Annotated in this window: 22 protein-coding genes, 1 tRNA gene and 1 pseudogene; 15 read left to right on the forward strand and 9 right to left on the reverse strand. The window is 69.5% G+C overall.

Annotated features, from left to right (window positions below; all coding sequences use genetic code 11):
• Nucleotides 1-83: 83 nt before the first annotated feature.
• The 6 genes from B1818_RS08095 (at nt 84) to B1818_RS08120 (ending at nt 6,053) form a co-directional block, all read left to right on the forward strand.
• The gene (locus tag B1818_RS08095; protein WP_078112391.1) at nt 84-1,283 is read left to right on the forward strand and encodes a MoxR family ATPase; all 1,200 of its coding nucleotides are present in this window, start codon (nt 84-86) and stop codon (nt 1,281-1,283) included.
• A complete protein-coding gene (locus B1818_RS08100) occupies nt 1,273-2,211 on the forward strand; it encodes a DUF58 domain-containing protein (protein WP_058250392.1) in 939 nt (312 codons plus the stop codon). The genes B1818_RS08095 and B1818_RS08100 overlap by 11 nt, the downstream gene beginning before the upstream one ends.
• 4 nt (nt 2,212-2,215) lie before the next feature.
• Nucleotides 2,216-3,184 carry a VWA domain-containing protein gene (locus tag B1818_RS08105; RefSeq protein ID WP_078112392.1) on the forward strand — a complete coding sequence of 323 codons (969 nt, stop codon included), beginning with the start codon at nt 2,216-2,218 and terminating at the stop codon, nt 3,182-3,184.
• Nucleotides 3,185-3,273: 89 nt separating this feature from the next.
• Entirely contained in the window at nt 3,274-4,008 is a 735-nt protein-coding gene (gene fabG1, locus B1818_RS08110) for a 3-oxoacyl-ACP reductase FabG1 (RefSeq protein ID WP_065632177.1), read from the forward strand.
• An 87-nt stretch (nt 4,009-4,095) separates the two neighbouring features.
• Complete coding sequence (gene inhA / locus B1818_RS08115; protein WP_078112393.1) at nt 4,096-4,935, forward strand: NADH-dependent enoyl-ACP reductase InhA; 840 nt, start codon at nt 4,096-4,098, stop codon at nt 4,933-4,935.
• Entirely contained in the window at nt 4,932-6,053 is a 1,122-nt protein-coding gene (locus tag B1818_RS08120) for a ferrochelatase (RefSeq protein ID WP_078112394.1), read from the forward strand. The genes inhA and B1818_RS08120 overlap by 4 nt, the downstream gene beginning before the upstream one ends.
• Nucleotides 6,054-6,059: 6 nt before the next feature.
• On the opposite strand, the gene B1818_RS08125 is transcribed toward B1818_RS08120, so the two are convergent.
• Nucleotides 6,060-6,920, reverse strand: a complete 861-nt coding sequence (locus B1818_RS08125) for a serine/threonine protein kinase (RefSeq protein WP_078112395.1) — start codon at nt 6,918-6,920, stop codon at nt 6,060-6,062.
• A gap of 149 nt (nt 6,921-7,069) precedes the next feature.
• On the opposite strand from B1818_RS08125, the gene B1818_RS08130 reads away from it, so the two are divergent.
• From B1818_RS08130 to B1818_RS08140, 3 genes are all read left to right on the forward strand, one after another.
• Nucleotides 7,070-7,897: a DUF3097 domain-containing protein gene (locus B1818_RS08130; protein WP_078112396.1), complete on the forward strand. Its 828-nt coding sequence runs from the start codon at nt 7,070-7,072 to the stop codon at nt 7,895-7,897.
• 82 nt (nt 7,898-7,979) lie between these two features.
• A complete protein-coding gene (locus B1818_RS08135) occupies nt 7,980-8,408 on the forward strand; it encodes an NfeD family protein (protein WP_058250399.1) in 429 nt (142 codons plus the stop codon).
• Between the two features lie 46 nt (nt 8,409-8,454).
• Nucleotides 8,455-9,687 (forward strand): SPFH domain-containing protein, encoded by a 1,233-nt coding sequence (locus B1818_RS08140; protein ID WP_065632229.1) that lies wholly within the window; start codon nt 8,455-8,457, stop codon nt 9,685-9,687.
• Nucleotides 9,688-9,694: 7 nt separating this feature from the next.
• On the opposite strand, the gene B1818_RS08145 is transcribed toward B1818_RS08140, so the two are convergent.
• The 3 genes from B1818_RS08145 to B1818_RS08155 all read right to left on the reverse strand — a co-directional run bounded on the left by B1818_RS08145 (nt 9,695) and on the right by B1818_RS08155 (nt 11,791).
• Entirely contained in the window at nt 9,695-10,324 is a 630-nt protein-coding gene (locus tag B1818_RS08145) for a hypothetical protein (protein ID WP_078112397.1), read from the reverse strand.
• Nucleotides 10,321-10,926 carry a hypothetical protein gene (locus B1818_RS08150; protein WP_078112398.1) on the reverse strand — a complete coding sequence of 202 codons (606 nt, stop codon included), beginning with the start codon at nt 10,924-10,926 and terminating at the stop codon, nt 10,321-10,323. The genes B1818_RS08145 and B1818_RS08150 overlap by 4 nt, the downstream gene beginning before the upstream one ends.
• 82 nt (nt 10,927-11,008) lie before the next feature.
• Nucleotides 11,009-11,791, reverse strand: a complete 783-nt coding sequence (locus B1818_RS08155) for a TVP38/TMEM64 family protein (RefSeq protein ID WP_058250402.1) — start codon at nt 11,789-11,791, stop codon at nt 11,009-11,011.
• Nucleotides 11,792-11,936: 145 nt separating this feature from the next.
• Here B1818_RS08155 and B1818_RS08160 point away from each other — a divergent pair, with 145 nt between their 5' ends.
• The 3 genes from B1818_RS08160 to meaB are packed head-to-tail and all read left to right on the forward strand — an operon-like array spanning nt 11,937 to nt 17,169.
• Entirely contained in the window at nt 11,937-13,883 is a 1,947-nt protein-coding gene (locus tag B1818_RS08160) for a methylmalonyl-CoA mutase family protein (protein WP_078112399.1), read from the forward strand.
• Nucleotides 13,880-16,156: a methylmalonyl-CoA mutase gene (scpA, locus tag B1818_RS08165; protein ID WP_078112400.1), complete on the forward strand. Its 2,277-nt coding sequence runs from the start codon at nt 13,880-13,882 to the stop codon at nt 16,154-16,156. Before B1818_RS08160 ends, scpA begins: the two co-directional genes overlap by 4 nt.
• The gene (gene meaB / locus B1818_RS08170; RefSeq protein WP_065632188.1) at nt 16,156-17,169 is read left to right on the forward strand and encodes a methylmalonyl Co-A mutase-associated GTPase MeaB; all 1,014 of its coding nucleotides are present in this window, start codon (nt 16,156-16,158) and stop codon (nt 17,167-17,169) included. The genes scpA and meaB overlap by 1 nt, the downstream gene beginning before the upstream one ends.
• Before the next feature lie 156 nt (nt 17,170-17,325).
• Here meaB and B1818_RS08175 read toward each other — a convergent pair.
• Together B1818_RS08175 and B1818_RS08180 are read right to left on the reverse strand one after the other, a co-directional pair.
• Nucleotides 17,326-18,276 (reverse strand): annotated as a pseudogene (locus B1818_RS08175) (LLM class F420-dependent oxidoreductase).
• Between the two features lie 4 nt (nt 18,277-18,280).
• Entirely contained in the window at nt 18,281-19,351 is a 1,071-nt protein-coding gene (locus B1818_RS08180) for a nucleoside hydrolase (RefSeq protein WP_078112401.1), read from the reverse strand.
• 270 nt (nt 19,352-19,621) lie between these two features.
• Between B1818_RS08180 and B1818_RS08185 the strand changes: the two genes are divergently transcribed.
• Nucleotides 19,622-20,551 carry a mechanosensitive ion channel family protein gene (locus tag B1818_RS08185; protein WP_078112463.1) on the forward strand — a complete coding sequence of 310 codons (930 nt, stop codon included), beginning with the start codon at nt 19,622-19,624 and terminating at the stop codon, nt 20,549-20,551.
• Between the two features lie 66 nt (nt 20,552-20,617).
• Here B1818_RS08185 and B1818_RS08190 read toward each other — a convergent pair.
• Nucleotides 20,618-20,706: transfer RNA gene (locus B1818_RS08190), tRNA-Leu, on the reverse strand.
• A gap of 120 nt (nt 20,707-20,826) precedes the next feature.
• On the opposite strand from B1818_RS08190, the gene B1818_RS08195 reads away from it, so the two are divergent.
• Nucleotides 20,827-22,161, forward strand: a complete 1,335-nt coding sequence (locus B1818_RS08195) for a M20/M25/M40 family metallo-hydrolase (RefSeq protein WP_065632192.1) — start codon at nt 20,827-20,829, stop codon at nt 22,159-22,161.
• Nucleotides 22,162-22,267: 106 nt separating this feature from the next.
• Nucleotides 22,268-22,813, forward strand: a complete 546-nt coding sequence (locus tag B1818_RS08200; protein ID WP_078112464.1) for a YbhB/YbcL family Raf kinase inhibitor-like protein — start codon at nt 22,268-22,270, stop codon at nt 22,811-22,813.
• Nucleotides 22,814-22,866: 53 nt separating this feature from the next.
• On the opposite strand, the gene B1818_RS08205 is transcribed toward B1818_RS08200, so the two are convergent.
• Nucleotides 22,867-24,003 carry a quinone-dependent dihydroorotate dehydrogenase gene (locus B1818_RS08205; protein WP_078112402.1) on the reverse strand — a complete coding sequence of 379 codons (1,137 nt, stop codon included), beginning with the start codon at nt 24,001-24,003 and terminating at the stop codon, nt 22,867-22,869.
• Nucleotides 23,997-24,344 (reverse strand): DUF5703 family protein, encoded by a 348-nt coding sequence (locus B1818_RS08210; protein ID WP_078112403.1) that lies wholly within the window; start codon nt 24,342-24,344, stop codon nt 23,997-23,999. The genes B1818_RS08205 and B1818_RS08210 overlap by 7 nt, the downstream gene beginning before the upstream one ends.
• Between the last annotated feature and the right edge of the window lie 18 nt (nt 24,345-24,362).

Below are 24,362 nucleotides of genomic sequence, written 5' to 3' on the forward strand. Positions count from 1 at the left end.
GACGCCTGCGCGCTGCGCGTTCGCGCCGCCCGTGGGCCCTCGCGGTTCGACGGAACAGCAGTTCAGAGGAACAGGAGCACGGGTTGACCGAATCGCACTCCCTCGGCAAGGCGGCCACGGGGGATTCCGCGGCGGCAGGAGCGGACGGCTCGGTGCTGAGCGACGCCGACGTCGCCCTGCTCGAGCGGGCCATCTACGAGGTCAAGCGCGTCATCGTCGGCCAGGATCAGCTCGTCGAGCGCATTCTCGTCGGTCTCCTCGCGCGCGGACACATCTTGCTCGAGGGCGTGCCGGGTGTCGCGAAGACGCTCGCTGTCGAGACGTTCGCCCGCGTCGTCGGCGGGTCGTTCTCGCGAGTGCAGTTCACCCCCGACCTCGTGCCCACCGACCTGATCGGTACGCGTATCTACCGGCAGGGCCGCGAGGAGTTCGACACCGAGCTCGGCCCGGTGGTCGCGAACTTCCTGCTCGCCGACGAGATCAACCGCGCACCCGCGAAGGTGCAGTCGGCACTGCTCGAGGTGATGGCCGAGCGGCACGTCTCGATCGGCGGCAAGACGTACTCGATGCCGGATCCGTTCCTGGTCATGGCGACGCAGAACCCGATCGAGAACGAGGGTGTCTACCCGCTGCCCGAGGCGCAGCGGGACCGCTTCCTGTTCAAGGTCCTCGTCGACTACCCGTCGGTGGAGGAGGAGCGCGAGATCGTCTACCGGATGGGCAACGTCCCGCCGACCGCCTCCCAGGTCCTCGACCCCGCCGCGATGCTGCGCCTGCAGCGGACCGCGGCGAACGTCTTCGTCCACCACGCGCTCGTCGACTACGTCGTCCGGGTCATCAACGCCACCCGCCGGCCGGCCGAGCTGGGCCTGAACGACGTCGCGTCGTGGCTGTCTTACGGCGCGTCGCCCCGTGCGACGCTGGGCATCGTGGCCGCGGCCCGCGCCCTGGCGCTGGTCCGCGGACGCGACTACGTGATCCCGCAGGACGTCGTCGAGATCATGCCCGACGTGCTGCGGCACCGCCTCGTGCTGTCCTACGACGCACTGGCCGACGAGATCGATGCCGACCAGGTCATCGCCCGCGTCCTGCAGACCGTCGGACTGCCGCAGGTCGGCGCGCAGCCGGTGCCCCAGGGGCAGTACCCGGCCGGACAGCAGCAGGCGCCCAATCCCGGACACGGGCCGAATGGGTATGCGGGACAGCAGGTCCCGCAGTCCGCCGGCCCGATGGACCCGAATTCGGCCCCGGCGAACCGGAATTCACCTCAGTATGGCGGCTAATCGGGACCTACCGCGTCTCGGCGCCGGGCTGCTCGACGAGGCGCAGCTGACGGCGGCGCTGAAGATGCTCGAGCTCACCGTGCGGCGCAAACTCGACGGCGTGCTCCAGGGCGAGCACCTGGGTCTGATCCCCGGACCGGGTTCGGAGCCAGGGGAGGCGCGGGCCTATCAGCCGGGCGACGACGTCCGGCGGATGGAGTGGTCGGTCACCGCACGCACGACCCAGCCGCATGTCCGGCAGATGATCGCCGACCGCGAACTCGAGACCTGGCTCGTCGTCGACGCCTCGGCCAGCCTCGACTTCGGCACCGTCGACTGCACCAAGCGCGACCTGGCCGTCGCGGCGGCCGCGGCTCTGGTCCACCTCACGACCGGCGGCGGTAACCGGCACGGCGCGCTGGTGGTGACCGGTGACGACGTGGTGCGGGTACCGGCCCGTGCCGGGCGTGCGCACGCCCAGAACCTCCTCAAGACCATCGCCACCACGCGGCGCAGTTCGCCCGGGGTCCGGGGCGATCTGAAGGCGGGGATCGAGGCTCTCCGACGGCCCCAGCGCCGTCGCGGCCTCGCCGTCGTCATCAGTGACTTCCTCGGCCCCATCGACTGGGAGCGTTCGCTACGCGCCATCGGCGCCCACCACGAACTCCTCGCGGTCGAGGTCCTCGACCCCCGCGATCTCGACCTCCCGGCGATCGGCGAGGTCACCCTGGCCGACGCGGAGTCCGGGGAGATCCACGACGTGACGATCACCGACGACCTCCGGCGCGACTTCGCGGCCGCGGCGCGCGCACACCAGCAGCGGGTCCACCGCACCCTGCGCAGCTGTGGCGGCGCGATCCTGACGTTGCGTACGGATCGGGAGTGGATCGCCGACACCGTCAAGTTCGTCGCACAACGCCGCCGCGGTCTCGCGGCGGGGGTGGGGTAGGTCGATGCTGTCCAGTCCCTGGTGGTTGCTCCTGCTCCTGGTCGTGGCGTTACTCGGCGCCGCGTATGTCTACATGCTGCGCCGGCGGCGGCAGCGTGCGCTGACCTTTGCGAACCTGGACCTGCTGAAGTCGGTCGCGCCCGCCGATCGGAGTCGCCTGCGGCACCTTCCGATCGCGCTGCTGATCATCTCGCTGATCCTGCTCACGGTCGCGCTGTCCGGGCCGCAGGCCGATCGCAAGGTGCCGCGCAACAAGGCGACCGTCGTCCTGGTGATGGACGTGTCGCGGTCGATGAACGCCACCGACGTGTCGCCGTCGCGGATCCGTGCGGCGCAGGAGGCCGCCAAGAAGTTCGCCGACGAACTGACCGAGGGGATCAACCTCGGACTGATCTCCTTCGCCGGTACCGCCGCGAGCCTCGTGTCGCCGACGCCGGACCACAACGCCACCAAGGTCGCGGTGGACAAACTGCGGCTCGACGACAAGACGGCAACCGGGGAGGGCATCTTCGCGGCCCTGCAGCAGATCAGCACGCTGAACGCGGTGCTCGGCGGGACCGAGGGCGCACCACCTGCGCGGATCGTGCTGCTCTCCGACGGCAAGGAGACCGTCCCGGACGACCCCGACGACCCGCGGGGTGCGTTCACCGCGGCTCGGAAGGCCAAGGAGGAGAAGATCCCGGTCTCCACGATCTCCTTCGGTACCCGGACCGGCACCGTCGAACTCGAGGGCGACCGGGTGCCCGTGCCGGTCGACGACGACTCGCTGCGCAAGATCGCCAACCTGTCCGGTGGCGACTTCTTCACCGCGGCCAGCCTCGACGAGTTGAACAAGGTCTACGAGCAGCTCCAGGACGAGATCGGTTACGAGACCCGTCGAGGGGACAACTCGAAGCCGTGGCTGATCGCCGGTACGTTGTTCGCGCTGGTGTCGGCCTTCGCCGCGCTGGCCATCAACCGCCGGCTGCCCTGACGCGGATGTGTCCGGGGTGTGCCGCAAGTGCCCCCCGTCCGCCGACCGCGTGTCACCCCCCGCAATGAGAACGGATAAGTTGAACACCCATGACGGCAGCTAGCAACGAAGCGCAGAATCCCTCCCGCTCGGTCCTGGTGACCGGCGGCAACCGCGGAATCGGCCTGGCCGTGGCCCAGCGACTGGCGGCCGACGGTCACCGGGTGGCGGTGACGCACCGCGGTTCCGGAGCACCGGACGGACTGTTCGGCGTCAAGTGCGATGTCACCGACTCGGAGTCGGTCGACCGCGCCTTCGCCGAAGTCGAGGCGCATCAGGGTCCCGTCGAGATCCTCGTCGCCAACGCGGGGATCACCGAGAACATGCTCCTCATGCGACTGTCCGAGGAATCCTTCGAGAAGGTCCTCGACGCGAACCTCACCGGCGCGTTCCGGTGCGCCAAGCGCGCCACCAAGGGGATGCAGCGCGCCAAGTGGGGCCGGATGATCTTCCTCGGCTCGGTGGTCGCGATGTCCGGCATCCCCGGCCAGGTGAACTACGCGGCCTCGAAGGCGGGCCTGATCGGGATGGCGCGCTCGATCGCGCGTGAGATCGGCTCGCGCAACATCACCGCGAACGTGGTGGCGCCCGGGTTCATCGAGACGGACATGACCGCGTCGATGGAGGACCGCTACATCGAGATGGCCAAGCAGGCGATCCCGCTCGGCCGAACCGGCAAGCCCGAGGACGTCGCGGCGGCCATCAGCTTCCTCGCCTCCGACGAGGGCGGTTACATCTCCGGTGCGGTCCTGCCCGTCGACGGCGGAATGGGCATGGGGCACTGAACTGCCGAGCGCGGTCGCACGGCTACTGACCCGCGCAGCGCGGTCGTAAGGCACGTCAATCAACGTCGATCTCAGGAGCACATCTTCGTGAGCGGAATCCTGGACGGGAAGACCGTCCTCATCACGGGCATCATCACCGATGCGTCGATCGCCTTCCACGCCGCCGCCATGGCGCAGGAGCAGGGCGCCACGGTCCTCATCACCGGCATCCCGGAACGGCTCCGGTTGATCGACCGGATCGCCAAGCGGTTGCCGAAGGAGGTGCCGCCGGCCATCGGGCTCGACGTCACCAACGAGGACGATCTCGGCGCGCTCGCCGGGAAGCTCACCGAGCTGGCGCCGCAGGGCATCGACGGCGTGATGCACTCGATCGCGTTCGCGCCGCGCACCCTGATGGGTCCCGAGGCCAAGCCGTTCCTGGAGGGGCCGGGCCCCGACGCCGCCAAGGCCTTCGAGATCTCGGCGTGGAGTTATGCCTCGCTCGCCCGCGCCGTACTCCCCGCCATGAACGAGGGCGGCTCCATCGTGGGCATGGACTTCGATCCCCGCACCGCGATGCCGTACTACAACTGGATGGGTGTGGCGAAGGCCGCGCTCGAGTCGGTGAACCGGTACGTGGCGCGCGAAGTGGGCAACGCGAAGAACATCCGGTCGAACCTGGTGGCCGCCGGCCCGATCAAGACCCTCGCCGCGAAGGCGATCGCTGGTACCGCGACCGATGACGCCAAGCAGCTCAACATGCTCAACGAGTACTGGGACGGCGCGTCCCCGATCGGCTGGGACGTCGACGACCCCAGCGTCGTCGCGAAGTCGGTGTGTGCGCTCCTCAGCGACTGGCTGCCGGCGACCACCGGTTCCATCGTCTACGTCGACGGTGGCGCCAGCCACAACACCTGGTTCCCGGAGGGCATGACCACCGGCTCATGAGTTCGCCAGCACCTGGGGACACCGCGCCCGTCGATCCCGCACCGTTCGTTCCCGCGCCGTTCGATGCCGTCCTGTTCCTGTCGTTCGGCGGACCGGACGGGCCCGAGGACGTGATGCCGTTCCTGGAGAACGTCACTCGCGGCCGGGGGATCCCGCGCGAACGGCTCGAGTCGGTGGCCGAGCACTACCTGCACTTCGGCGGCGTCTCACCGATCAACCGGCTCAACCTCGAGATGATCGATGCCCTGCGTGCGGAGCTCGACCGACGTGGTGTCGACCTCCCGGTGTATTTCGGCAATCGCAACTGGCACCCGATGGCCGAGGACACCCTGGCCGAGATATACCGCGCCGGTCATCGCCGGATCCTCGTGTTCCCGACCTCGGCGTGGGGCGGCTACTCGGGGTGCCGGCAGTACCACGAGGACATCGACCGGGCGGTCACGGCGCTCGCCGACCGTGAGCCGACGAGCGGTGAACCCGACGGCGCGGTGGTGCTCCGCAAGCTCCCGCAGTACTGGTCGCATCCGGCGTTCGTCGCGGCCGGGGCCGACGCGGTGCGCCGCGCTCTGGACGCCCTCGGGCCCGGTGAGGAGGCGCCGCGGCTGGTGTTCACCGCCCACTCGGTCCCGACCTCGGCCGATGAGGCGTCGGGTCCCGCGGCCGACGGCGGGAAGCTGTACTCGCGCCAGGTGCTGGCCGCGTCGCAGGCGGTCGCCGATGAGCTCGGCATCGCCGACTTCGACCAGGTCTGGCAGTCACGGTCGGGTCCACCGCAGATCCCGTGGCTGGAACCGGACATCTGCGACCATCTGGAGAACCTTGCCGCGGAGGGTGTCCGACGGGTGGTCGTCTACCCGGTGGGGTTCATCTCCGACCATCTCGAGGTGATCTGGGATCTCGACAACGAGGCCGCGGAGGTCGCCGAGCGCCTCGGCATGGACTATGTCCGCGCCGACACCGTGGGTCCCGATCCGCGGTTCATCTCGATGATCGGCGAATTCGTGGAGGCGTACGCCGGGGGCTTCGGCGACCTGTCGGCGATGGGATGCGGAGACAACGGACGCACCTGTCGAGACCGGTGCTGTGTGCCCGCGACCCGGCCGGCACGCAGTCGGTAGTCCCGGTCAGTTCTGGGGCCGCAGCAGCTCGAGGATCGTGTGGTTGACCGCCGCCGCCCGTGCGGTCCGCGTGAGCGCCTGGAGTCCCCGGAGCGTCGCGTCGCCGGAATCCCATTGTCCGGCACTGTCGCCGATCTCCACGTTGCGCGCCCCGGCGAGGTCGACGATGGCCTCGACCTGCGCCGCCGTGTCGATCAGGCGGGTGGAGCGCGCGTCGAGGAGATGCGGGGGCAGGGCGACCCGATGCCTCGAGGTGAGCGCTGCGAGTTGCGTACGGAGGTCGCTTGCGTCGGCCGACCGGCGTCCGCCGAGCCCGCCGATGATCGTGGTCGCCTCTCGAACTGCTTGCCGCAGTTCGTATTCCAGATCACCGGCACTAGGTCCCGCGGATACGAGATGACCGAGGTCGAGGGAGGCGTCGTAGCGGTGGGCCGACCATGTGCACGTGACGAACGGTGGATCGTCGGTGTCGGCGGCGAACGCCGGGACGAGCGCGAGCGTGCCGTTGCCCGCCGCGTCGTCGACGAGCAGCACCTCGCCCGCGCCGAGCGCGGCCGACGTCGCCACATGGGGTGGGAGTCCCTGCGGATCACCCGTGGAGGGCAGGCGGACGACGAGGCGCCGCGCGGGTCGCAGCAACGCGAGCAGATCGAGCACCCCGTTCGCCGAACCCGCTGCGGGCGCGACCTGTTCGGCCCCGGCGACACCGCCGCCGGGCCATTGCAGGAGGTGCCGGTCGGCGGATTCCGCCAGGGCTTCGATCACGTCGTCGGGGGAGCACCGGCCGGTGAGCCAGGCGGCCGACCACGCGCCGAGGGCGCACGTCGGCCACGCGACGGTGGCGGAGAGCAGGCGGCTGCGTTTCATCAAGAAGCCAGGATACCGGCGAGGCCGGTGGGAGCCGGGCGTGGCAACCCCGCGGGCGGGCCCGCGGGGCATACGGTGTGTGCGCCGCCCGACCTGTCCATCGCGGCGGCGTGATCACGAGATGACCGATCGAGAGATGGTGGTGTGCGATGGATGACCGCTACGGACGCGATGTGCTCTCCCAGCCCCGTCGGGCGAAGCCGCGTCCCGCGGAGGTCGCCGCGGATCGCGATCTGGTCGTCGAGGACGCCGCCACCGGCTTCTGCGGTGCGGTCGTCGGGCTCGAGAAGAGCTACGCCGGCGATCTCGTCCGGCTGGAGGACCGGCGAGGTCAGACGCGGGTGTTCCTGATGCACCCCGGCGCGTTCCTCATCGACGGTCGGCCGGTGACGCTCGTACGGCCGCGCACCAGAGGCCCGCAGCAGCCGGCCATGACGGCGTCGGGATCGCGAGCAGCCCCTCGCGCCCGCGCGCGGACCGCGCGCGCCAGCCGGCTCTTCGTCGAGGGCGTGCACGACGCGACACTCCTCGAGCGGGTGTGGGGTGACGACCTCCGCGCGGAGGGCGTGGTCGTCGTCAGCCTCGACGGCCTCGACAACCTCGAGGCGGCACTCGACGAATTCCAGCCGGCACCGCATCGCCGGGCCGGTGTCCTCGTCGACCATCTGGTGGCGGGTTCCAAAGAAGCACATCTCACCGCCGAGGTCGGGGAGCACGTCCTCGTGTGCGGGCATCCCTACATCGACGTCTGGGAGGCGGTGAAGCCGGCGTCGGTGAAGATCCCGGCGTGGCCGCACATCCCGCGGGGCACCGACTGGAAGACCGGGGTGTGTGCCGAGCTCGGCTGGGGGGACCCTCGTGACGGCTGGCGCCGGGTGCTGGGCGGGGTGAGCAGTTTCCGGGATCTCGAGGTCGCTCTGCTGCGGTCGGTGGAAGAACTCATCGATTTCGTGACCGCGGCCGAAGAGCCCAGGTGACGCACACGGCCTGACGCCCACCGGGGCCCACCCGCGTCGTGAGCGCCGAAGGCGGTTCGGACATCTCTGGCAGACTGGACCCATGAGCGCCCTGCTGTGGTTGGCGGCCGCGATCGTCCTGGTGGTCGCGGAGATGTTCGGTGGCGAACTCGTCCTGCTCATGCTCGCCGGGGGCGCATTCGCGGCCGCCGGTGTCGATTTCGCGTTCGAGACGCCGCTGTGGGTCGAGGGGCTGGTCTTCGCGCTCGTCTCGGTGCTGCTGCTGGTTGCGGTCCGTCCGATCGCCCGTAAGCACATGCTGAACCGTCCGGCGGTCCTGATGAACACCGAGGCGCTCGAGGGTCGGCCGGCGGTGGTGACCGAACAGGTCGACGCCCATGACGGACGCGTCAAGATCGGCGGCGACGTGTGGTCGGCCCGCACGATGGACCCGACCCAGGTGCTCGAACCCGGAACCCACGTGACCGTCGTGGAGATCGACGGCGCGACCGCGGTGGTGTGGCGCGCCTGAATGCGGCCGCCGCGACACCGCCGAACGACAACGCTGGAAGGTGACCATGGAGTACGAGATCTTCGGCCTGACCGTCATCGTTTTGCTCGTGTTGCTCGTGGTGGTGATGCTGGTCAAGTCCGTCGCGCTCATCCCGCAGGCGGAGGCCGCGGTCATCGAGCGACTGGGCCGCTACACCCGCACCGTGTCCGGCCAACTCACCCTGCTGTTGCCGTTCATCGACCGCATCCGCGCCCGCGTCGACGTCCGTGAACGAGTGGTGTCGTTCCCGCCGCAGCCGGTCATCACCGAGGACAACCTGACGCTGTCCATCGACACCGTCGTCTACTTCCAGGTCACCAATCCCCGGGCCGCCGTGTACGAGATCGACGACTACATCGCCGGCGTCGAGCAGCTGACGATCACGACGCTGCGCAACGTGGTCGGCGGGATGACGCTCGAGGAGACCCTGACCTCCCGCGATTCCATCAACGGCCAGCTGCGCGGAGTCCTCGACGAAGCGACCGGCCGCTGGGGCCTCCGGGTCGCGCGCGTCGAGCTGAAGTCGATCATGCCGCCGCCGTCGATCCAGGAGTCGATGGAGAAGCAGATGAAGGCCGACCGCGAGAAGCGGGCGACGATCCTCTCGGCCGAGGGCCAGCGCGAGTCGGCGATCAAGACCGCCGAGGGCAACAAGCAGTCGCAGATCCTCGCCGCCGAGGGTGCCAAGCAGGCCGCGATCCTCGCTGCCGAGGCGGATCGGCAGTCGCGCATCCTGCGGGCGCAGGGCGACCGCGCCGCGTCGTACCTCAACGCCCAGGGTGAGGCGAAGGCGATCGAGAAGACCTTCGCGGCGATCAAGGCGGCCAAGCCGACCCCGGAACTCCTGGCCTACCAGTATCTGCAGCAGTTGCCCGAGATGGCCAAGGGCGAGGGCAGCAAGGTGTGGGTGGTGCCGTCCGACTTCGGTTCGGCCCTCCAGGGTTTCGCGAAATCCTTCGGTGTCCAGGGAGACGACGGCGTGTTCCGGTACGAGCCGGCCGACTCGCCGCCCTCGCCGATCGACGACTCGGAGACCGAGGATTGGTTCTCGATGGCCTCCGATCCCAAGGTCGCCCAGGCCGTTGCCGAGGCGGAGGCGGTGGCCCGCACCCCGGTCGCGCCCGAGATCACCGCTCGTGCGTCGCGCGCGTCGCGCCATGCGTCGCCGGTGGGGTCCGAGCCGGCCGAGCTCACCGATGGTGCGTGGTCCCAGCCCGTACAGCCCGAGGAGCCGGGGCCGGCCGAGCCCACGACCTGAGAACGGCTCAGCGGATGAGGTGCTCGACGCCCGCCATGCCGACCGCCCACATCACCGAGGCGAAGGTGCCCATGATGAACTGCTCGGCCGCATGCGGGGCGCGCAGCTCGGGGTAGCGGGCGAGGCTTTTCACGGCCAGGATGATCGCGAGGCCTTCGGGCCACCCCGCCATCAACGTGGTGACGACCGCGAGGCGTTCGAGGTATCCGATCACCCGGCCGCCGCGCAACGGCCCGGCTTCGGCCGGGTCGGCCGGGGCGGGCGCCGGGGAGTCGGGAGCGTCGGTGTCGTCCCCGGATCCGTCATCCGGCGACCCCTCCGGATCGGGTCCGGGCCCCGTGCGCTGGCCGACCCCGCCGGCGACGAGGACCGTCCGGACCACGGGTCCGCCGCCGGTGATCGCCGCGAGCGCGGCGACGACCGGGACGGCCGAGGCGAGGAAGCCCGTGGCGGGCGCTGCCACGGCGGCGAGGACGGCGGTCACCCCGGCCAGGACCAGCAGGACGACGGCTCCGATGACGTCGAGTCTGCGTACGACGGACACCGGCGCGTGGTTGCGCTTCTCCCGCGTCGCGAGCGCCCAGGTCGGCGTCGCCAGCGCGGTCAGGAGAAGAAGGGTGATCGCTGCGGTGGTCATGCCGATCCTCCGGACGGGCTGTGTCGGTCGGCCTCGGCGAGCGCGTCGGCGACGAGGCCGAGGGAATCGGATTCCAGATCCCACGCCGCGGTCCGCAGCCGCTGACTCATGGCCTGTGGCGTGATGTCGAGTTCGGCGGCGGCCTCGACCTGGGTGAGGCCGCGGCGCATCAGCTCCACCGCCTCCCGGCCGGCGGCACTGCGCGCGGTGATCACATCGGCGATGAGACGGCCGGCCGTCTGGGCGTGACGGGACCAGCGAGTCTCCGGGCCGCGGACACAGAGGGGGACCCGCTGCCGCTTGGCGGCCTCGACGGCGTCGCGAGCGTGGACGAAGGCAGGCCCGCGCCCGGCCCGGGTGGACGGGGGGAGAGGCTCGTCGACCGGTCCGGCGCCGATGCCGACACTCCAGTGACCCTCGGCGGTGAGTTCGACGGCCAGTCGGGCGGCCGTCACCGGATCGGCGAGGACTCCCTGGATCTCGTCGCCCGCGGTACGTTCGAAGGCCCGTACGGTCTGGACCGATGCGAGAGCGGTGAGGATGGCGTCCACCCGGTCGATGTCGTGGCGACTCCCGCGTTGGTCGACGGTGAGTACGAACATCACTCAAGGCTATGCACTTGATCGCTGTGAATCAAGTCCCCTGACTGGATGGGATCGCGCTAGGTGACTTGATCCCCGAGGATCAAGTCGCTGCGCTTGTCGCGTTCGACGACGAGACCGGCAGGCGGGAGTCGAGCACCAGACCGGCGATGCCGATCGCAAAGAGGCCACCGGTGACCGCGAGCTGGAGGGGATGCGTGTCACCGGTCAGGGAATCGCCCAGCATGACCACCGCCGCGGTGCCGGGGGCCATACCGAGGATGCTGGCAATCGCGTACGGCGCGAGACGCACCGAGGACAGAGCCGAGCAGTAGTTCGCCACCGAGAACGGGCATGCCGCGATGAACCGCAGCGACCCGACCGCCAACCAGCCACGACGCTCGAGCCGGTACTCGACGGCACGGACCACCGGTGCCTTCAGATACGGCTGCACGCGGTCGCGTCCGACTCGGCGGACCAGGACGAAGGCTGCCACCGCCGCCACCGACGAGGCGATCATCGCCCCCGCGAAACCGACCAGCGGTCCGAAGAAGATCCCGGACATCACCGTGAACGTCGACCGCGGGATCGGGGCGATGGTGACGACCGCGTAGGCGAGGAAGAACAACCACACGAAGGCCGGTCCCAGATCCGCGCCCCAGTCGCGGACGCTCGAGATCGAGGGCAGCGGGACGAAGTAGGACGCGGCCAGGACGGCGGCGAGGAGCACGGCGGCGACGAGAGCCCGGCGCAGGATCCGTCGATCGGCCCGACGACGGCCCGACGTCGGCGGGTGACCGTCTCCGGCGCTCGCCGCGTCCGCGATCTCCGCGTCGGCCGCGGTCGGGCCGGCGACATCCTCGCTGACAGCGGATCGATCGGGCACCCGGACACTCTACGCTGGGCCCAGCGGTGTACCGGGTCCCCGAGTGCGCCACGTCACGCCGACCTCGACGCCGAGCCGAGCGAGCGATCGGCTAGTGTCGTGTACGCGCTCATCACAGTGCATTCACGGAGGTGTGCTTCCCCACATGCCACAGCAAACTGACCAGCCCAAACCCGAGTCAGAACTCGACGACGCCTACCAGGCGTGGTCGACGGCCGCCGCGGCCGTTCTGGCGAAGTCGCGACGCGTCGACGTCGACGAGCTGCCCGACACACCCGAGGCGCTGCTCTCGACCGACACCGCCGATGGGCTGACCATCCGGCCGCTCTACACACGTCGCGACGAACTCGCCGAGCCCGGTGTCCCCGGTCGCTTCCCGTTCGTCCGCGGCGCCGACCCCGCGCGTGACGTCACCACCGGCTGGCGCGTCACGGAACGGTTCGGCGACGACGCGACGCCGGCGGCGCACCTCAATGAGCTCATCCTGGAGGCGATGGCCAACGGGACGAGCGGTCTCTGGCTCTCGGTGAGCAGGCCCGGTGACGGGCTGGGGGTCGCCGACCTCGCGACGGCGCTGCGCGGCGTCTACCTCGATCTGGTGCCGGTGACGCTCGATGCGGGCACCGAGGGCATCGCGGCGGCTCGCGAACTGCTCGGCCTGAAGGAAAAGGCCCAGGCCGCTCCGGTCGCCGCCGCTCCGACGGCGGCCACCGTCCACTCCTTCGGCCTGTCGCCGCTGACGGCCGCGTTCTCGGGCCGGGCGACCGTCGATCCCGACGAGGCCACGGCCCTCGCCGCATCCGGGCTGCCCGGCGGGGTCCGTACCTTCCGGGTGGACGGCAGCGACTTCGCCACCGCCGGTGCCGACAACGGCCTCGAACTCGCACTCACGGTGGCGGCCGCGGTCGCCCACCTCCGTGATCTCACCGCGGCCGGCCTCTCACCCGAGGCCGCGCTGCGTCAGATCACCTTCGGCGTCTCCGCCGACGACGACCAATTCGCCACGATCGCGAAATTCCGTGCGCTGCGCAAGACCTGGGCTCGGGTGGCCGAAGTCGTCGGCGCACCCGAGGTCGGCGGAGCGCTGACCCACGGCGTGACCGATCTGTCGATGTACTCCCAGCGGGACCCGTGGGTCAACATGCTGCGCAGCACCATCGCGGCATTCGGCGCCGGGGTCGGCGGCGCCGATCAGCTGACCGTCCTGGGCTACGACGCGACCATCCCGGCGGACAAGCGCACCTCGAGCGCGTCCTTCTCGCGACGCATCGCCCGTAACACCCAGCTGCTGCTGCTCGAGGAGTCCAACATCGGACGCGTCCTCGATCCGGCCGGCGGCTCGTGGTTCGTCGAGTCCCTGACCGACGATCTCGCCACGAACGCCTGGACGGTGTTCACCGAGGTCGAGGCCGCCGGCGGTTACCGTGTCGCGCTCGACACGGGCTGGATCGCCGAGAAGGTCGATGCCTCCCTCGCTCGCCGCGACACCGAGGTCGCGCATCGCCGCATCTCGGTCACCGGCGTCAACGAGTTCCCCAACATCGACGAGCGCGCACTGTCGGAGACGACGGGGGCCCCGGCTTCCGCGGTCACCGACGTCGTCACCGGTACGCCGCGCCTCGCGCGGATCGGACGCGCCTTCGAGGAACTGCGGGACCGGTCCGACGTCGTGCTCGCCGAGCACGGTGCACGGCCGTCGATCCTGCTCATCCCGCTCGGCAGCGTCGCCGAACACAACGGCCGCACCACCTTCGTCGCGAACTTCCTGGGTGCCGGCGGCATCACCGTCGTCAACCCCGGCCCGCTGACCGCGGACAAGGTCGGCGACGCGGTGGCCGGGGCGAACACCCCGATCGCGGTCCTCTGCGGAACCAAGGCGCGCTATGCCGAAGAGGGGCCCGCCGCACTCGCGGCCGCTCGCGCGGCCGGTCTGTCGACAGTGCTCCTCGCCGGACCGGACAAGGAATGGCCCGAGGGCGACGATCGTCCCGACGGTTCGCTGCGCGTCGGCATCGATGCGGTGAGCACCCTCGGCGACCTTCTCGACCAGCTGGTCTCGACATCCCCGAAGACGGCGGGAGCAACGGCATGACCCAGACCGAACCCGATCTGACACAGACGATCCCGAACTTCGCCGGAATCGGTCTGACATCGGACGACACCGGTGCGACGTCCGCTGATGGTGCCGCGGCCGCGGTCACCGAGGAACTCGCCTCGGCGCACGGCTACTCGGTGGACCAGGTCACCTGGAGCACCCCGGAGCAGATCGACGTCACGCCGGTGTACACGCGCGCCGAGCGCGACGCCGTCCTCGACGATGCCGAACATCCGTACCCGCTCGACTCCGTTCCCGGTGCCGCACCGTTCATCCGGGGCCCGTACCCGACGATGTACGTCAACCAGCCGTGGACCATCCGCCAGTACGCCGGCTTCTCGACCGCGGCCGAATCCAACGCCTTCTACCGTCGCAACCTCGCGGCCGGCCAGAAGGGACTGTCGGTCGCATTCGACCTCGCGACCCACCGCGGCTATGACTCCGACCATCCGCGCGTCGCCGGTGACGTCGGCATGGCCGGTGTGGCGATCGACTCGATCCTCGACATGCGTCAGCTCTTCGACGGGATCGACCTCGGCAGCGTGTCGGTGTCGATGACGATGAACGGCGCGGTGCTGCCGATCCTCGCGCTCTACGTCGTGGCCGCCGAGGAGCAGGGCGTGCCGCCGGAGAAGCTGGCCGGGACCATCCAGAACGACATCCTCAAAGAGTTCATGGTCCGCAACACCTACATCTATCCGCCGAAGCCGTCGATGCGGATCATCTCCAACATCTTCGAGTACACCAGCCAGAAGATGCCGAAGTTCAACTCGATCTCGATCTCCGGCTATCACATCCAGGAGGCCGGGGCGACGGCCGATCTGGAGCTGGCCTACACGCTCGCCGACGGCGTCGAGTACATCCGCGCCGGACTCGAGGCCGGCCTGGACATCGACAAGTTCGCCCCCCGACTGTCGTTCTTCTGGGGCATCGGCATGAACTTCTTCATGGAGGTCGCGAAGCTGCGTGCGGCGCGTCTGCTGTGGAGTGAGCTCGTCGCCGAGTTCGATCCGAAGAACGCGAAATCGCTGTCGCTGCGCACACATTCGCAGACCTCGGGCTGGTCGCTGACCGCCCAGGACGTGTTCAACAACGTGGCCCGCACCTGCGTCGAGGCGATGGCTGCCACACAGGGTCACACCCAGTCGCTGCACACCAACGCCCTCGACGAGGCCATCGCGCTGCCGACCGACTTCTCGGCCCGCATCGCGCGCAACACCCAGCTGCTCCTGCAGCAGGAGTCGGGCACCACCCGTCCGATCGATCCGTGGGCCGGTTCGAACTACGTCGAGTGGCTCACGCATCAGCTGGCGCAGAAGGCGCGCAAGCACATCCGCGAGGTCGAAGAGGCCGGCGGCATGACGCAGGCCATCAACGAGGGCCTGCCGAAGCTGCGCATCGAGGAGGCCGCGGCGCGCACCCAGGCGCGTATCGACTCCGGCCAGCAGCCGTTGGTGGGCGTGAACAAGTACCAGGTCGCCGACGACGAGGAGATCGAGGTCCTCAAGGTCGAGAACTCGAAGGTGCGCGCCGAGCAGCTCGAGAAGCTGGACCGGCTTCGCGGACAACGCGATTCGGCTGCGGTCGAGGCGGCCCTGGCCGATCTCACCCGCGCCGCCGCGTCGTCGGAGGGTGGCCTGGAGAACAACCTGATGGCCCTGGCCATCGAGGCAGCACGGCACCAGGCGACGGTCGGTGAGATCTCCGAGGCACTCGAGAAGGTCTATGGTCGCCATCAGGCGGAGATCAAGACGATCAGCGGGGTGTACCGACATGAGGCGGGCGAGGTGAGCAACATCGACGCGGCCATCGAGGCCGTGCGCCAGTTCGCCGAGGCGGAGGGCCGCCAGCCGCGTGTCCTGGTCGCGAAGATGGGCCAGGACGGTCACGACCGCGGCCAGAAGGTGATCGCGACCGCGTTCGCCGACCTCGGCTTCGACGTCGACGTGGGCCCGCTGTTCGCCACGCCGGAGGAGGTGGCCGCGCAGGCCGCCGACAACGACGTGCACGTGGTGGGTGTGTCGTCGCTGGCCGCCGGGCACCTGACGCTGGTCCCGGCCCTGCGGGAGGCGCTGCGCGAGGTCGGCCGCGAGGACATCATGGTGGTCGTCGGCGGCGTGATCCCGCCCGGCGACTTCGCCGAACTGTACGAGGCCGGCGCCGCCGCGATCTTCCCGCCCGGATCGGTCATCGCCGACTCGGCCGTGGAACTCATCGGCAAGCTCGCCGACACCCTCGGCCTGGAACTGCCCGGGGCGACCGCGAACTGATGGCGGTCCAACCGCGACGTCCCATCGACGTCGACGCGCTGGCCGACGCTGTCCTGGCCGATCGCCGCGCCGATCTGGCGCGTGCGATCACGCTCGTCGAGTCCAAGCGCGCCGATCACCGGGCCGCCGCCCAGGAGCTGTTGCTGAAGCTGACGCCGCACGCGGGCAAGTCGTTCCGCGTCGGCATCACCGGCGTCCCCGGCGTGGGCAAGTCGACGACGATCGAGGCGCTCGGTATGCACCTGCTGGAGCTGGGCCACAAGGTGGCGGTGCTCGCCGTCGACCCCAGTTCGACGCGCACGCGGGGCTCGATCCTCGGCGACAAGACCCGAATGGGCCGGCTGTCGACGGCCGAGAACGCCTACATCCGGCCATCGCCGACGTCGGGCACGCTCGGCGGCGTGGCCAAGGCCACCCGCGAGAGCATCGTGCTCGTCGAGGCGGCCGGCTTCGACGTCGTGCTCGTCGAGACGGTGGGCGTCGGGCAGTCCGAGGTGACGGTCGCGAACATGGTCGACACGTTCACGTTCCTCACCCTGGCCCGCACCGGGGATTCGTTGCAGGGCATCAAGAAAGGTGTCCTCGAACTCGCCGACGTGGTCGTGGTGAACAAGGCCGACGGCAAACACCTCAACGAGGCGAAGAGCGCGGCACGCGAGTTGAAGAACGCGCTGAAGCTGATCTATCCGCACGACGCGCTGTGGATGCCGCCGGTGCTGACGATGAGCGCGATCGAGAACACCGGCGTCGACGAGTTCTGGAAGACCGTGGTACGCCACAACGAGACACTCACCGCGGCAGGAGAGTTCACCGCCCGCCGCAACCAGCAACAGATCGACTGGACCTGGGCGATGGTCAACGACATCGTGCTGTCCCGGCTCGGTGACTCACCCGCCGTGCGAGGGATCCGCGGCGACGTGGAGCAGCAACTGCGGGACGGGTCGCTGACCCCGGCCCTCGCCGCGCAACGGATCGTGGACGCGTTCGACGAGCGCTCTCACTCTGCTCCCTAAACCGCAAGAACGACCTACTCCTGCTCCCTGAGGTGTGAGCGAAGCGAGCCACGAAGGGCTCGCAAGGTGCCCACCAGGCCCTTCGTGGCTCGTCGCTATCGCTCCTCGCACCTCAGGGACCAGTGCTTGTGCGGTTCTTCGGATGAGGGGGAGGGATCAGCCGATGAGCGGTGCCAGCGTCTCGCCGAGTAGCGAGACCCGCCCCGGCACGTGGCCGTTGGCGGGAGCGTTCACCGTGACACCGTCGACACCGGTCGCGAGCAGCTCGGCGTACCGGGCGGCCACCTCGTCGGGATCCCCGACGATCGTCGATCCGCGACGTGACTCGGCCGCCGGTGTGCGCTCCAGGTACGCCTCCAGCTCGGCGGTCGCCTCGGCGGCGGTCGGCGCCACGCAGGCCGACGTCTGGACGGTCACGGTGATCTCCGAGCGGTCCCGGCCGAGTCGTTCGCAGTGTCCGGCGAGGGCGTCGAGTTTGCGGGGGATGTCGGCGGGTGTGCACAGCAGGTTCGATTCGTCGGCGTACTGCGCGACCATCCGCAACGTCTTGCGCTCGCCGCCGCCACCGATCATCACCGGGATCTTCGACAGCGGCGCAGGCACATTGAGAGCGTTGGTGACCCGATAGCGGTCACCGTCGAGGCTGGGTGCCTCGCCGGCGAGCATGCCGAGGATGATCTGCAGCGCCTCCTCGAGGCGCTCGAACCGGTCGGTGAACGTCCCGAACTCGTACCCGAGCGAATCATGTTCCAGCTCATACTATCCCGCGCCGATGCCGAGCTGGGCCCGACCACCCGACACCACGTCGAGGGCCGTGACCGTCTTCGCGAGCAGCGTCGGGTTGCGGTAGGTGTTGCCGGTGACGAGCGACGACAGACGGACCTTCGAGGTGTGCTGGGCGAGTGCCGCGAGCAGGGTGTAGCACTCGATCATCGGATCGTCGGGCTCACCGAGCATCGGCAACTGATAGAAGTGGTCCATCACGAAGACGGTGTCGAAACCGGAGTTCTCGGCCTCTTGCGCCTGCGCGACCACGGTGGGGAACAACTGGTCGGCGGCGACGCCGGGGTAGGTGAAGTTCGGGATCTGGTAACCGAGTCGAGTCACCCGTTCAGAGTAGTCCGGTGGACTCCTCCGGCGCGGTGCCGACGATTTCGGGTGCGCGACTGCGCGCGAACGCGCCGATCGTCTCGATCAATTCGTCGAACACGGCGTCGACGTCGGTGGAGGTCGCGATGCGGGCGTTGGGTCCGGGTGCGGTCATCGCGCGTTCGTCGGCCACGGTCATGCCCCGCGTCAGCGTCCCGGCGAGTTCGACGTCGACGCGCGCCGGGCGGGTCTCGACCGTGTCGGGGGCCAGCGCGACCAGTGCGGCGAACGGGTCGTGCAGGTGGGCGATGTAACCCTCGTCGTGATCGTCGTGGAACTCGAAATAGAACCGCAGGGCGTCCACGAGATGCCGGATGATGTCGTTGTCGGCGACCGAACGGAGTCCGCGTTCGTCGGTCGGATCCGGGCACTCGACGGGTGTGCTGCCGGCCGCGGCGGCGAGTCGGACCACGTGGTCGGGTGTCAGAACGACCGACTCGGTGAGGTCGAGCGCGCAGACGATGGGTTCGGGGGCACCCGCGGTGCCGAAGGCGGTGAAGACCTCGGCGGCCGCTTCCGGGTCGACGGCGACGTTCCACTCCGAGGTGGGCGTCGTGTTGCCATGGGTGTGGAAGGCGCCGCCCATGATGACCAGGCGCCGCAGGCGCGCCGGCAGGTCCGGGTCGCGTCGGATCGCGGTCGCCAGGGACGTGAGCGGGCCGGTCACCAGCCCGACGAGTTCGCCGGCGTGGGCCTGCGACGCCTCGATCCAGGCGTCGGCGGCATCGAGATGGCTCGGCGTCGTGGTCGGGGCCGGCAGTTCGGCGTGTCCGACGCCCAGCGGACCGTGGGTGTCCTCGGTGGTCATCAGCGCGGCGACGAGGGGAGTGGCCGGGCCGGTGTGGACGGGCACCTCGGGGCGTCCGCACAGCTCCAGCCACGAGAGATTGTTGGCCGTGACGACATCGACGGGCACATTGCCGGCCGTGGAGGCCACTCCGACGAGGTCGACGTCGGTGCGCGCGAGCAGATAGATCAGCGCGAGTGAGTCGTCGATGCCGGTGTCGCAGTCGAAGAACAGGCGCTGGGTCACCGCACAATTGTGCCGGGTCCGCTGCGAACGGGGTTTTACCACCCCGTGGGGACCACGCCGACGCCTCGGAGGCCACCCGGGGGGGGGCGGTTGCGGCTCGCGCTCGACGTGATGGAGAGCACATACGCGAAACAGATGATCCTCGGCCGGTTCATTGTCATGTTCACCGCAGGCCGACAACGGTTTCGGCCACATCCCGTCTTGCCCAGAGAGCGGACACGGGGTCGGTCACGACTGGACAACGATCTCATCATCCGTACGGTCGGACCCATGTCGATTCAGGACTCTGCCTTCGAATGGACGGAAACGAACCGCGAATGGCTGATCGAGAATCCCGCTCGCATCGTCGCCTACGTGGTCGTGGCGTTGATCGTCCGCTTCGTGATCCACCGTGCCATCGACCGCGCCACCCGGACACGGACCGCCGGCGGGGAGCCGGGCCGCGGCACCGCTCTCATGCGCGGACTGCGGTCGAAGTCGGCCTCCACCGAGCGCAACGCCCAGATCGCCGCACGCCGTGCACAGCGGGCCGCGACGATCGGGTCGGTGCTCAAGTCGACGGTGTCGATCGTGCTGCTCGTCTGGGTGGTGCTGTCGGTCCTGAGCGTCCTCGGCGTCAACATCGCGCCGTTCATCGCCTCGGCCGGCATCGTCGGCCTCGCCATCGGTTTCGGTGCGCAGAACCTGGTGCGCGACTTCGTGACCGGTGTCTTCATGCTGCTCGAGGACCAGTACGGCGTGGGTGACATCGTCGATCTCGGCGAGGCCGTCGGCGAAGTCGAATCGGTGGGGCTGCGCGTCACCACCCTGCGCGACATCGACGGCACCCTCTGGTACGTCCGCAACGGCGAGATCGCCCGCGTGGGCAACATGAGCCAGGAGTTCGCGGTCGCGCGCGTCGACGTCCCGGTGGCGCCCGGCGCCGACATCGACAAGGCGCAGCAGGTGGCCGACGAGGCGGCCCGCACCGCGGTGGAGGAGGACTCGACCGACATCCTCGGCCAGATCGAGATGCTCGGCGTCCAGGAGGTGTCGTCGGATCAGGTCGTCCTGCGTCTGACGGTGAAGACCAAACCGAACGGCCAGTGGGCGGTGCAGCGGCGACTGCGTCGGGCGATCCTGCGGGCCTTCGTGGAGAACTCGATCGATCTGCCGTACTCGCGGGCGTGGGCGGCGCTCGCGGATTCGGTCGCACCCTGACGCGGAGATCGCTTGCGGCACAACGAGAAGAACCCCGGCGGTGAGCCGGGGTTCTTCTCGTTGTTCTGGTGTCCGAGGGGGGACTTGAACCCCCACGTCCGTTAATAGGACACTAGCACCTCAAGCTAGCGCGTCTGCCATTCCGCCACTCGGACCTGCGTGCCGCGGTGAGCGTCCGGCGATCTCCCGCCGGTGGTCTTTCGACCCCGTCTCGCTGCAGCGGGATAACCCTAACCGAGGTTGCCCGTGTATCCCAAATCCCGTAGGAGTGAGGGGTGTCTTCACAGTCTGCGACCGACGAAGTGGTCGATCTGGTCAGCCAATTGATCCGTTTCGACACCTCCAACACGGGTGAGCCCGAGACCACCAAGGGCGAGGAGGAGTGCGCCAAGTGGGTGGCCCAGCAGCTCGAGGAGGTGGGCTACACCACGCAGTACGTCGAGTCCGGCCGTCCCGGCCGCGGCAATGTGTTCGCGCGCCTCGCCGGTCCGCCCGACTCCGATCGCGGCGCGCTGCTGATCCACGCCCACCTCGACGTCGTGCCCGCCGAACCGGCCGACTGGAGTGTTCACCCGTTCTCCGGTGCCATCAAGGACGGCTACATCTGGGGCCGCGGCGCGGTCGACATGAAAGACATGGCCGGAATGGCCCTGGCGCTCGCGCGTCAGTTCAAACGAGACGGCACCGTGCCGCCCCGGGAGCTGGTGTTCGCGTTCCTCGCCGACGAGGAGGCCGGCGGGGCGTGGGGCGCCCACTGGCTCGTCGAAAACCGGCCCGACCTGTTCGAGGGCATCACCGAGGCTGTCGGCGAGGTCGGCGGCTTCTCGCTCACCGTCGACCGGCCCGACGGCACGCAGAAACGTCTCTATCTGGTCGAGACGGCCGAGAAGGGGCTCGCGTGGATGCGGCTCACCGCCGAGGCGCGGGCCGGGCACGGATCGTTCCTGCACGAGGAGAACGCCGTCACCGAGGTCGCCGAAGCGGTCGCCCGGATCGGTCGACACACGTTCCCCCTGGTGATGACGGAATCGGTCAGCCAGTTCCTGGCCGAGGTCAGTGCCGAGACGGGCCTGGACCTGAGTCCCGAGGCCCCCGACCTGGAGACGTCGCTGTTCAAGCTGGGCAACCTCGCGCGGATCATCGGCGCGACCCTGCGTGACACCGCCAATCCCACGATGCTCAAGGCCGGCTACAAGGCCAACGTCATCCCGCAGAAGGCCGAGGCGGTCATCGACTGCCGCGTGCTCCCCGGGCGGCAGGCCGCGTTCGAGAAGGAGATCGACGAACTCATCGGGCCCAACGTGCGGCGGGAGTGGATCACCCATCTCGATTCCTACGAGACGACCTTCGACGGCGACCTGGTGGATGCGATGAACGCCGCCGTCCTCGAGCACGATCCGCAGGGAAAGACGGTGCCGTACATGCTCTCCGGCGGCACCGACGCCAAGGCGTTCGCGAAGCTGGGCATCCGGTGCTTCGGGTTCGCGCCGTTGCGGTTGCCGCCCGAACTCGACTTCGCGGCCCTGTTCCACGGCGTCGACGAGCGCGTGCCCGTCGATTCGGTTCTGTTCGGCACCAAGGTCTTCGAGCACTTTCTGCGGCACAGCTGAGCACACCACTACAGTGGGCGGCACGGCCTTCCCGCCGATCCGGGCGCACCGGTTCGGAGGGCGACCGGCACTCTTCCGACGCGCGAAACGTGAGAAAGGTGAACACATGTCGTCATTCGACCCGTACTCCCCGCTGCCGAGCCTTCCCGGTTTCACCCTGACCTCGGAGAGCTTCACCGACGGGGCCGCACTCGCCAACGGGCAGGTGAGCGGGATCATGGGTGCGGGTGGCGAGGACCTCTCCCCGCAGCTGAGCTGGTCCGGATTCCCCGCCGAGACCAAGAGTTTCGCCGTCACCGTCTACGACCCCGACGCTCCGACCGCCGCCGGGTTCTGGCACTGGGCCGTCGCCGACATCCCCGCCTCGGTCACGAGCCTGCCCGAGGGCGCCGGCGACGACGACGGGTCCGGGCTCCCCGAAGGCGCGGTCACTCTCACCAACGACGCTTCGCTACGCCGCTACATCGGTGCCGCGCCGCCTCCCGGACACGGCCCGCACCGCTATTTCGTCGTCGTGCACGCCGTGGACACCGAATCGCTCGGGCTGCCGGAGAACGCGACACCGGCCTACCTGGGTTTCAACCTGTTCTCGCATGCGATCGCGCGGGCGACCCTCGTCGGCACCTACGAGCAACCAGCCGAGAACGTCTGAGTTCTCGCTCGGCCGATCGCCCGGTGCCCTGCGTACCGGGCGATCGGTGGCCGTCAGGGCTGGTTGCGGGCCGCGCAACCGACCGCGTCGGAGATCGAGGCGAAGCCACCGTCCCGGGCGCGCCGGGCGAGTCCGGCATGGAGTTCGGCGAGCCACACCGGGCCGCCGTAGATGAAGCCGGTGTAGACCTGCAACAGGTCGGCACCGGCGCAGATCCGCTCCCAGGCCTGGTCGACGGTCTCGATGCCGCCCACGCTGACGAGCGCGATACGTCCGCCGACGCGGTCGTAGAGGCGACGCAGCACCGTCAGCGACCGAGCGGCGACCGGCGGCCCGGACAGCCCACCGGCACCGATCTCGTCGACCTCGTGCGACGCGGTGCGCAGACCCTCGCGGCCGATCGTGGTGTTGGTGGCGACGATCCCGGCCAGGCCGAGCTCCACGGCCAGGTCCGCCACGGCGTCGACGTCGTCGTCGACGAGGTCGGGGGCGATCTTCACCAGCACCGGGACGTCCACGGCGGCGAGTACCGCGGCCAGGATCGGTCGCAGTGAGTCGACGGCCTGCAGATCACGCAGTCCCGGGGTGTTCGGCGAACTCACGTTGACCACGACGAAATCCGCGAGCGGTCCGAGCAGTTCCGCCGAACGCCGGTAGTCGTCGATGGCGTCCTCGACCGGGACGACCTTGGTCTTGCCGATGTTGGCTCCGATGGGGACCGACACCGGCCCCCGTCGTACCTCGGTCAGGTGCTGTGCGGCCACCTCGGCACCGGGATTGTTGAAGCCCATCCGATTGATCAGCGCACGGTCCGCGGGCAGCCGGAACAATCGCGGCGTCGGATTCCCGGGCTGCCCCTGGCCGGTGATCGTGCCGATCTCGGCGAACCCGAAGCCGAGCTGACCCCAGGTGTTCACCGCGCCGGCCGTCTTGTCGAACCCGGCCGCCAGACCGATCGGGGCGGGGAAGTCGACGCCGAACACCCGCGTCCGCAGGATCGGATCATGCCGGGCCAACAGCCTCGCGGTCAGGAACGCCAACGGCGAAACCCGCCCGACGACGCGCAGCACCGAGAACACGATGTGATGGATACGCTCCGGATCGACGCGGAACATGATCGAGCGCAGCAGGGGATAGCACCACCGGTTGAGCACGGGAAGTACTCGGGTGGTGCTGCGGGACATCAGCATGCGCGGGCGCTCCGTGGGTCGTTGTCGGTCAATCCGGTGGACCGGTCGCCGGTCGGGTCGGCGGTGTCGGGCCCGCGCGAACCTCGCGGCGGCCGGCGCCGTTTGAGCAGCACCTTGCGGGTTCCGTCGGAGTAGAGCCGCACCCGGGACAGCTCCCAACCGCCGAACTCCGCCTCGAGGGCCAACCGCATCGAGGCGGTCACCCGGGTGACGTCAGGGGGAAGACGCAGCAGGATGCACTCGACATCCTCCGAGGTGACCTCCCACCCGTCGGGATAGCGCGAACCGAGGCGCGCAGCAGTACGCGCACTACGAGCGTGCGGACGCCGGTCAGTATTCATTCGGCCCGCTCGCTTCGC

The sequence above is a fragment of the Gordonia sp. IITR100 genome, assembly GCF_002009645.1.
GTDB classification, from domain to species: domain Bacteria; phylum Actinomycetota; class Actinomycetes; order Mycobacteriales; family Mycobacteriaceae; genus Gordonia; species Gordonia hongkongensis.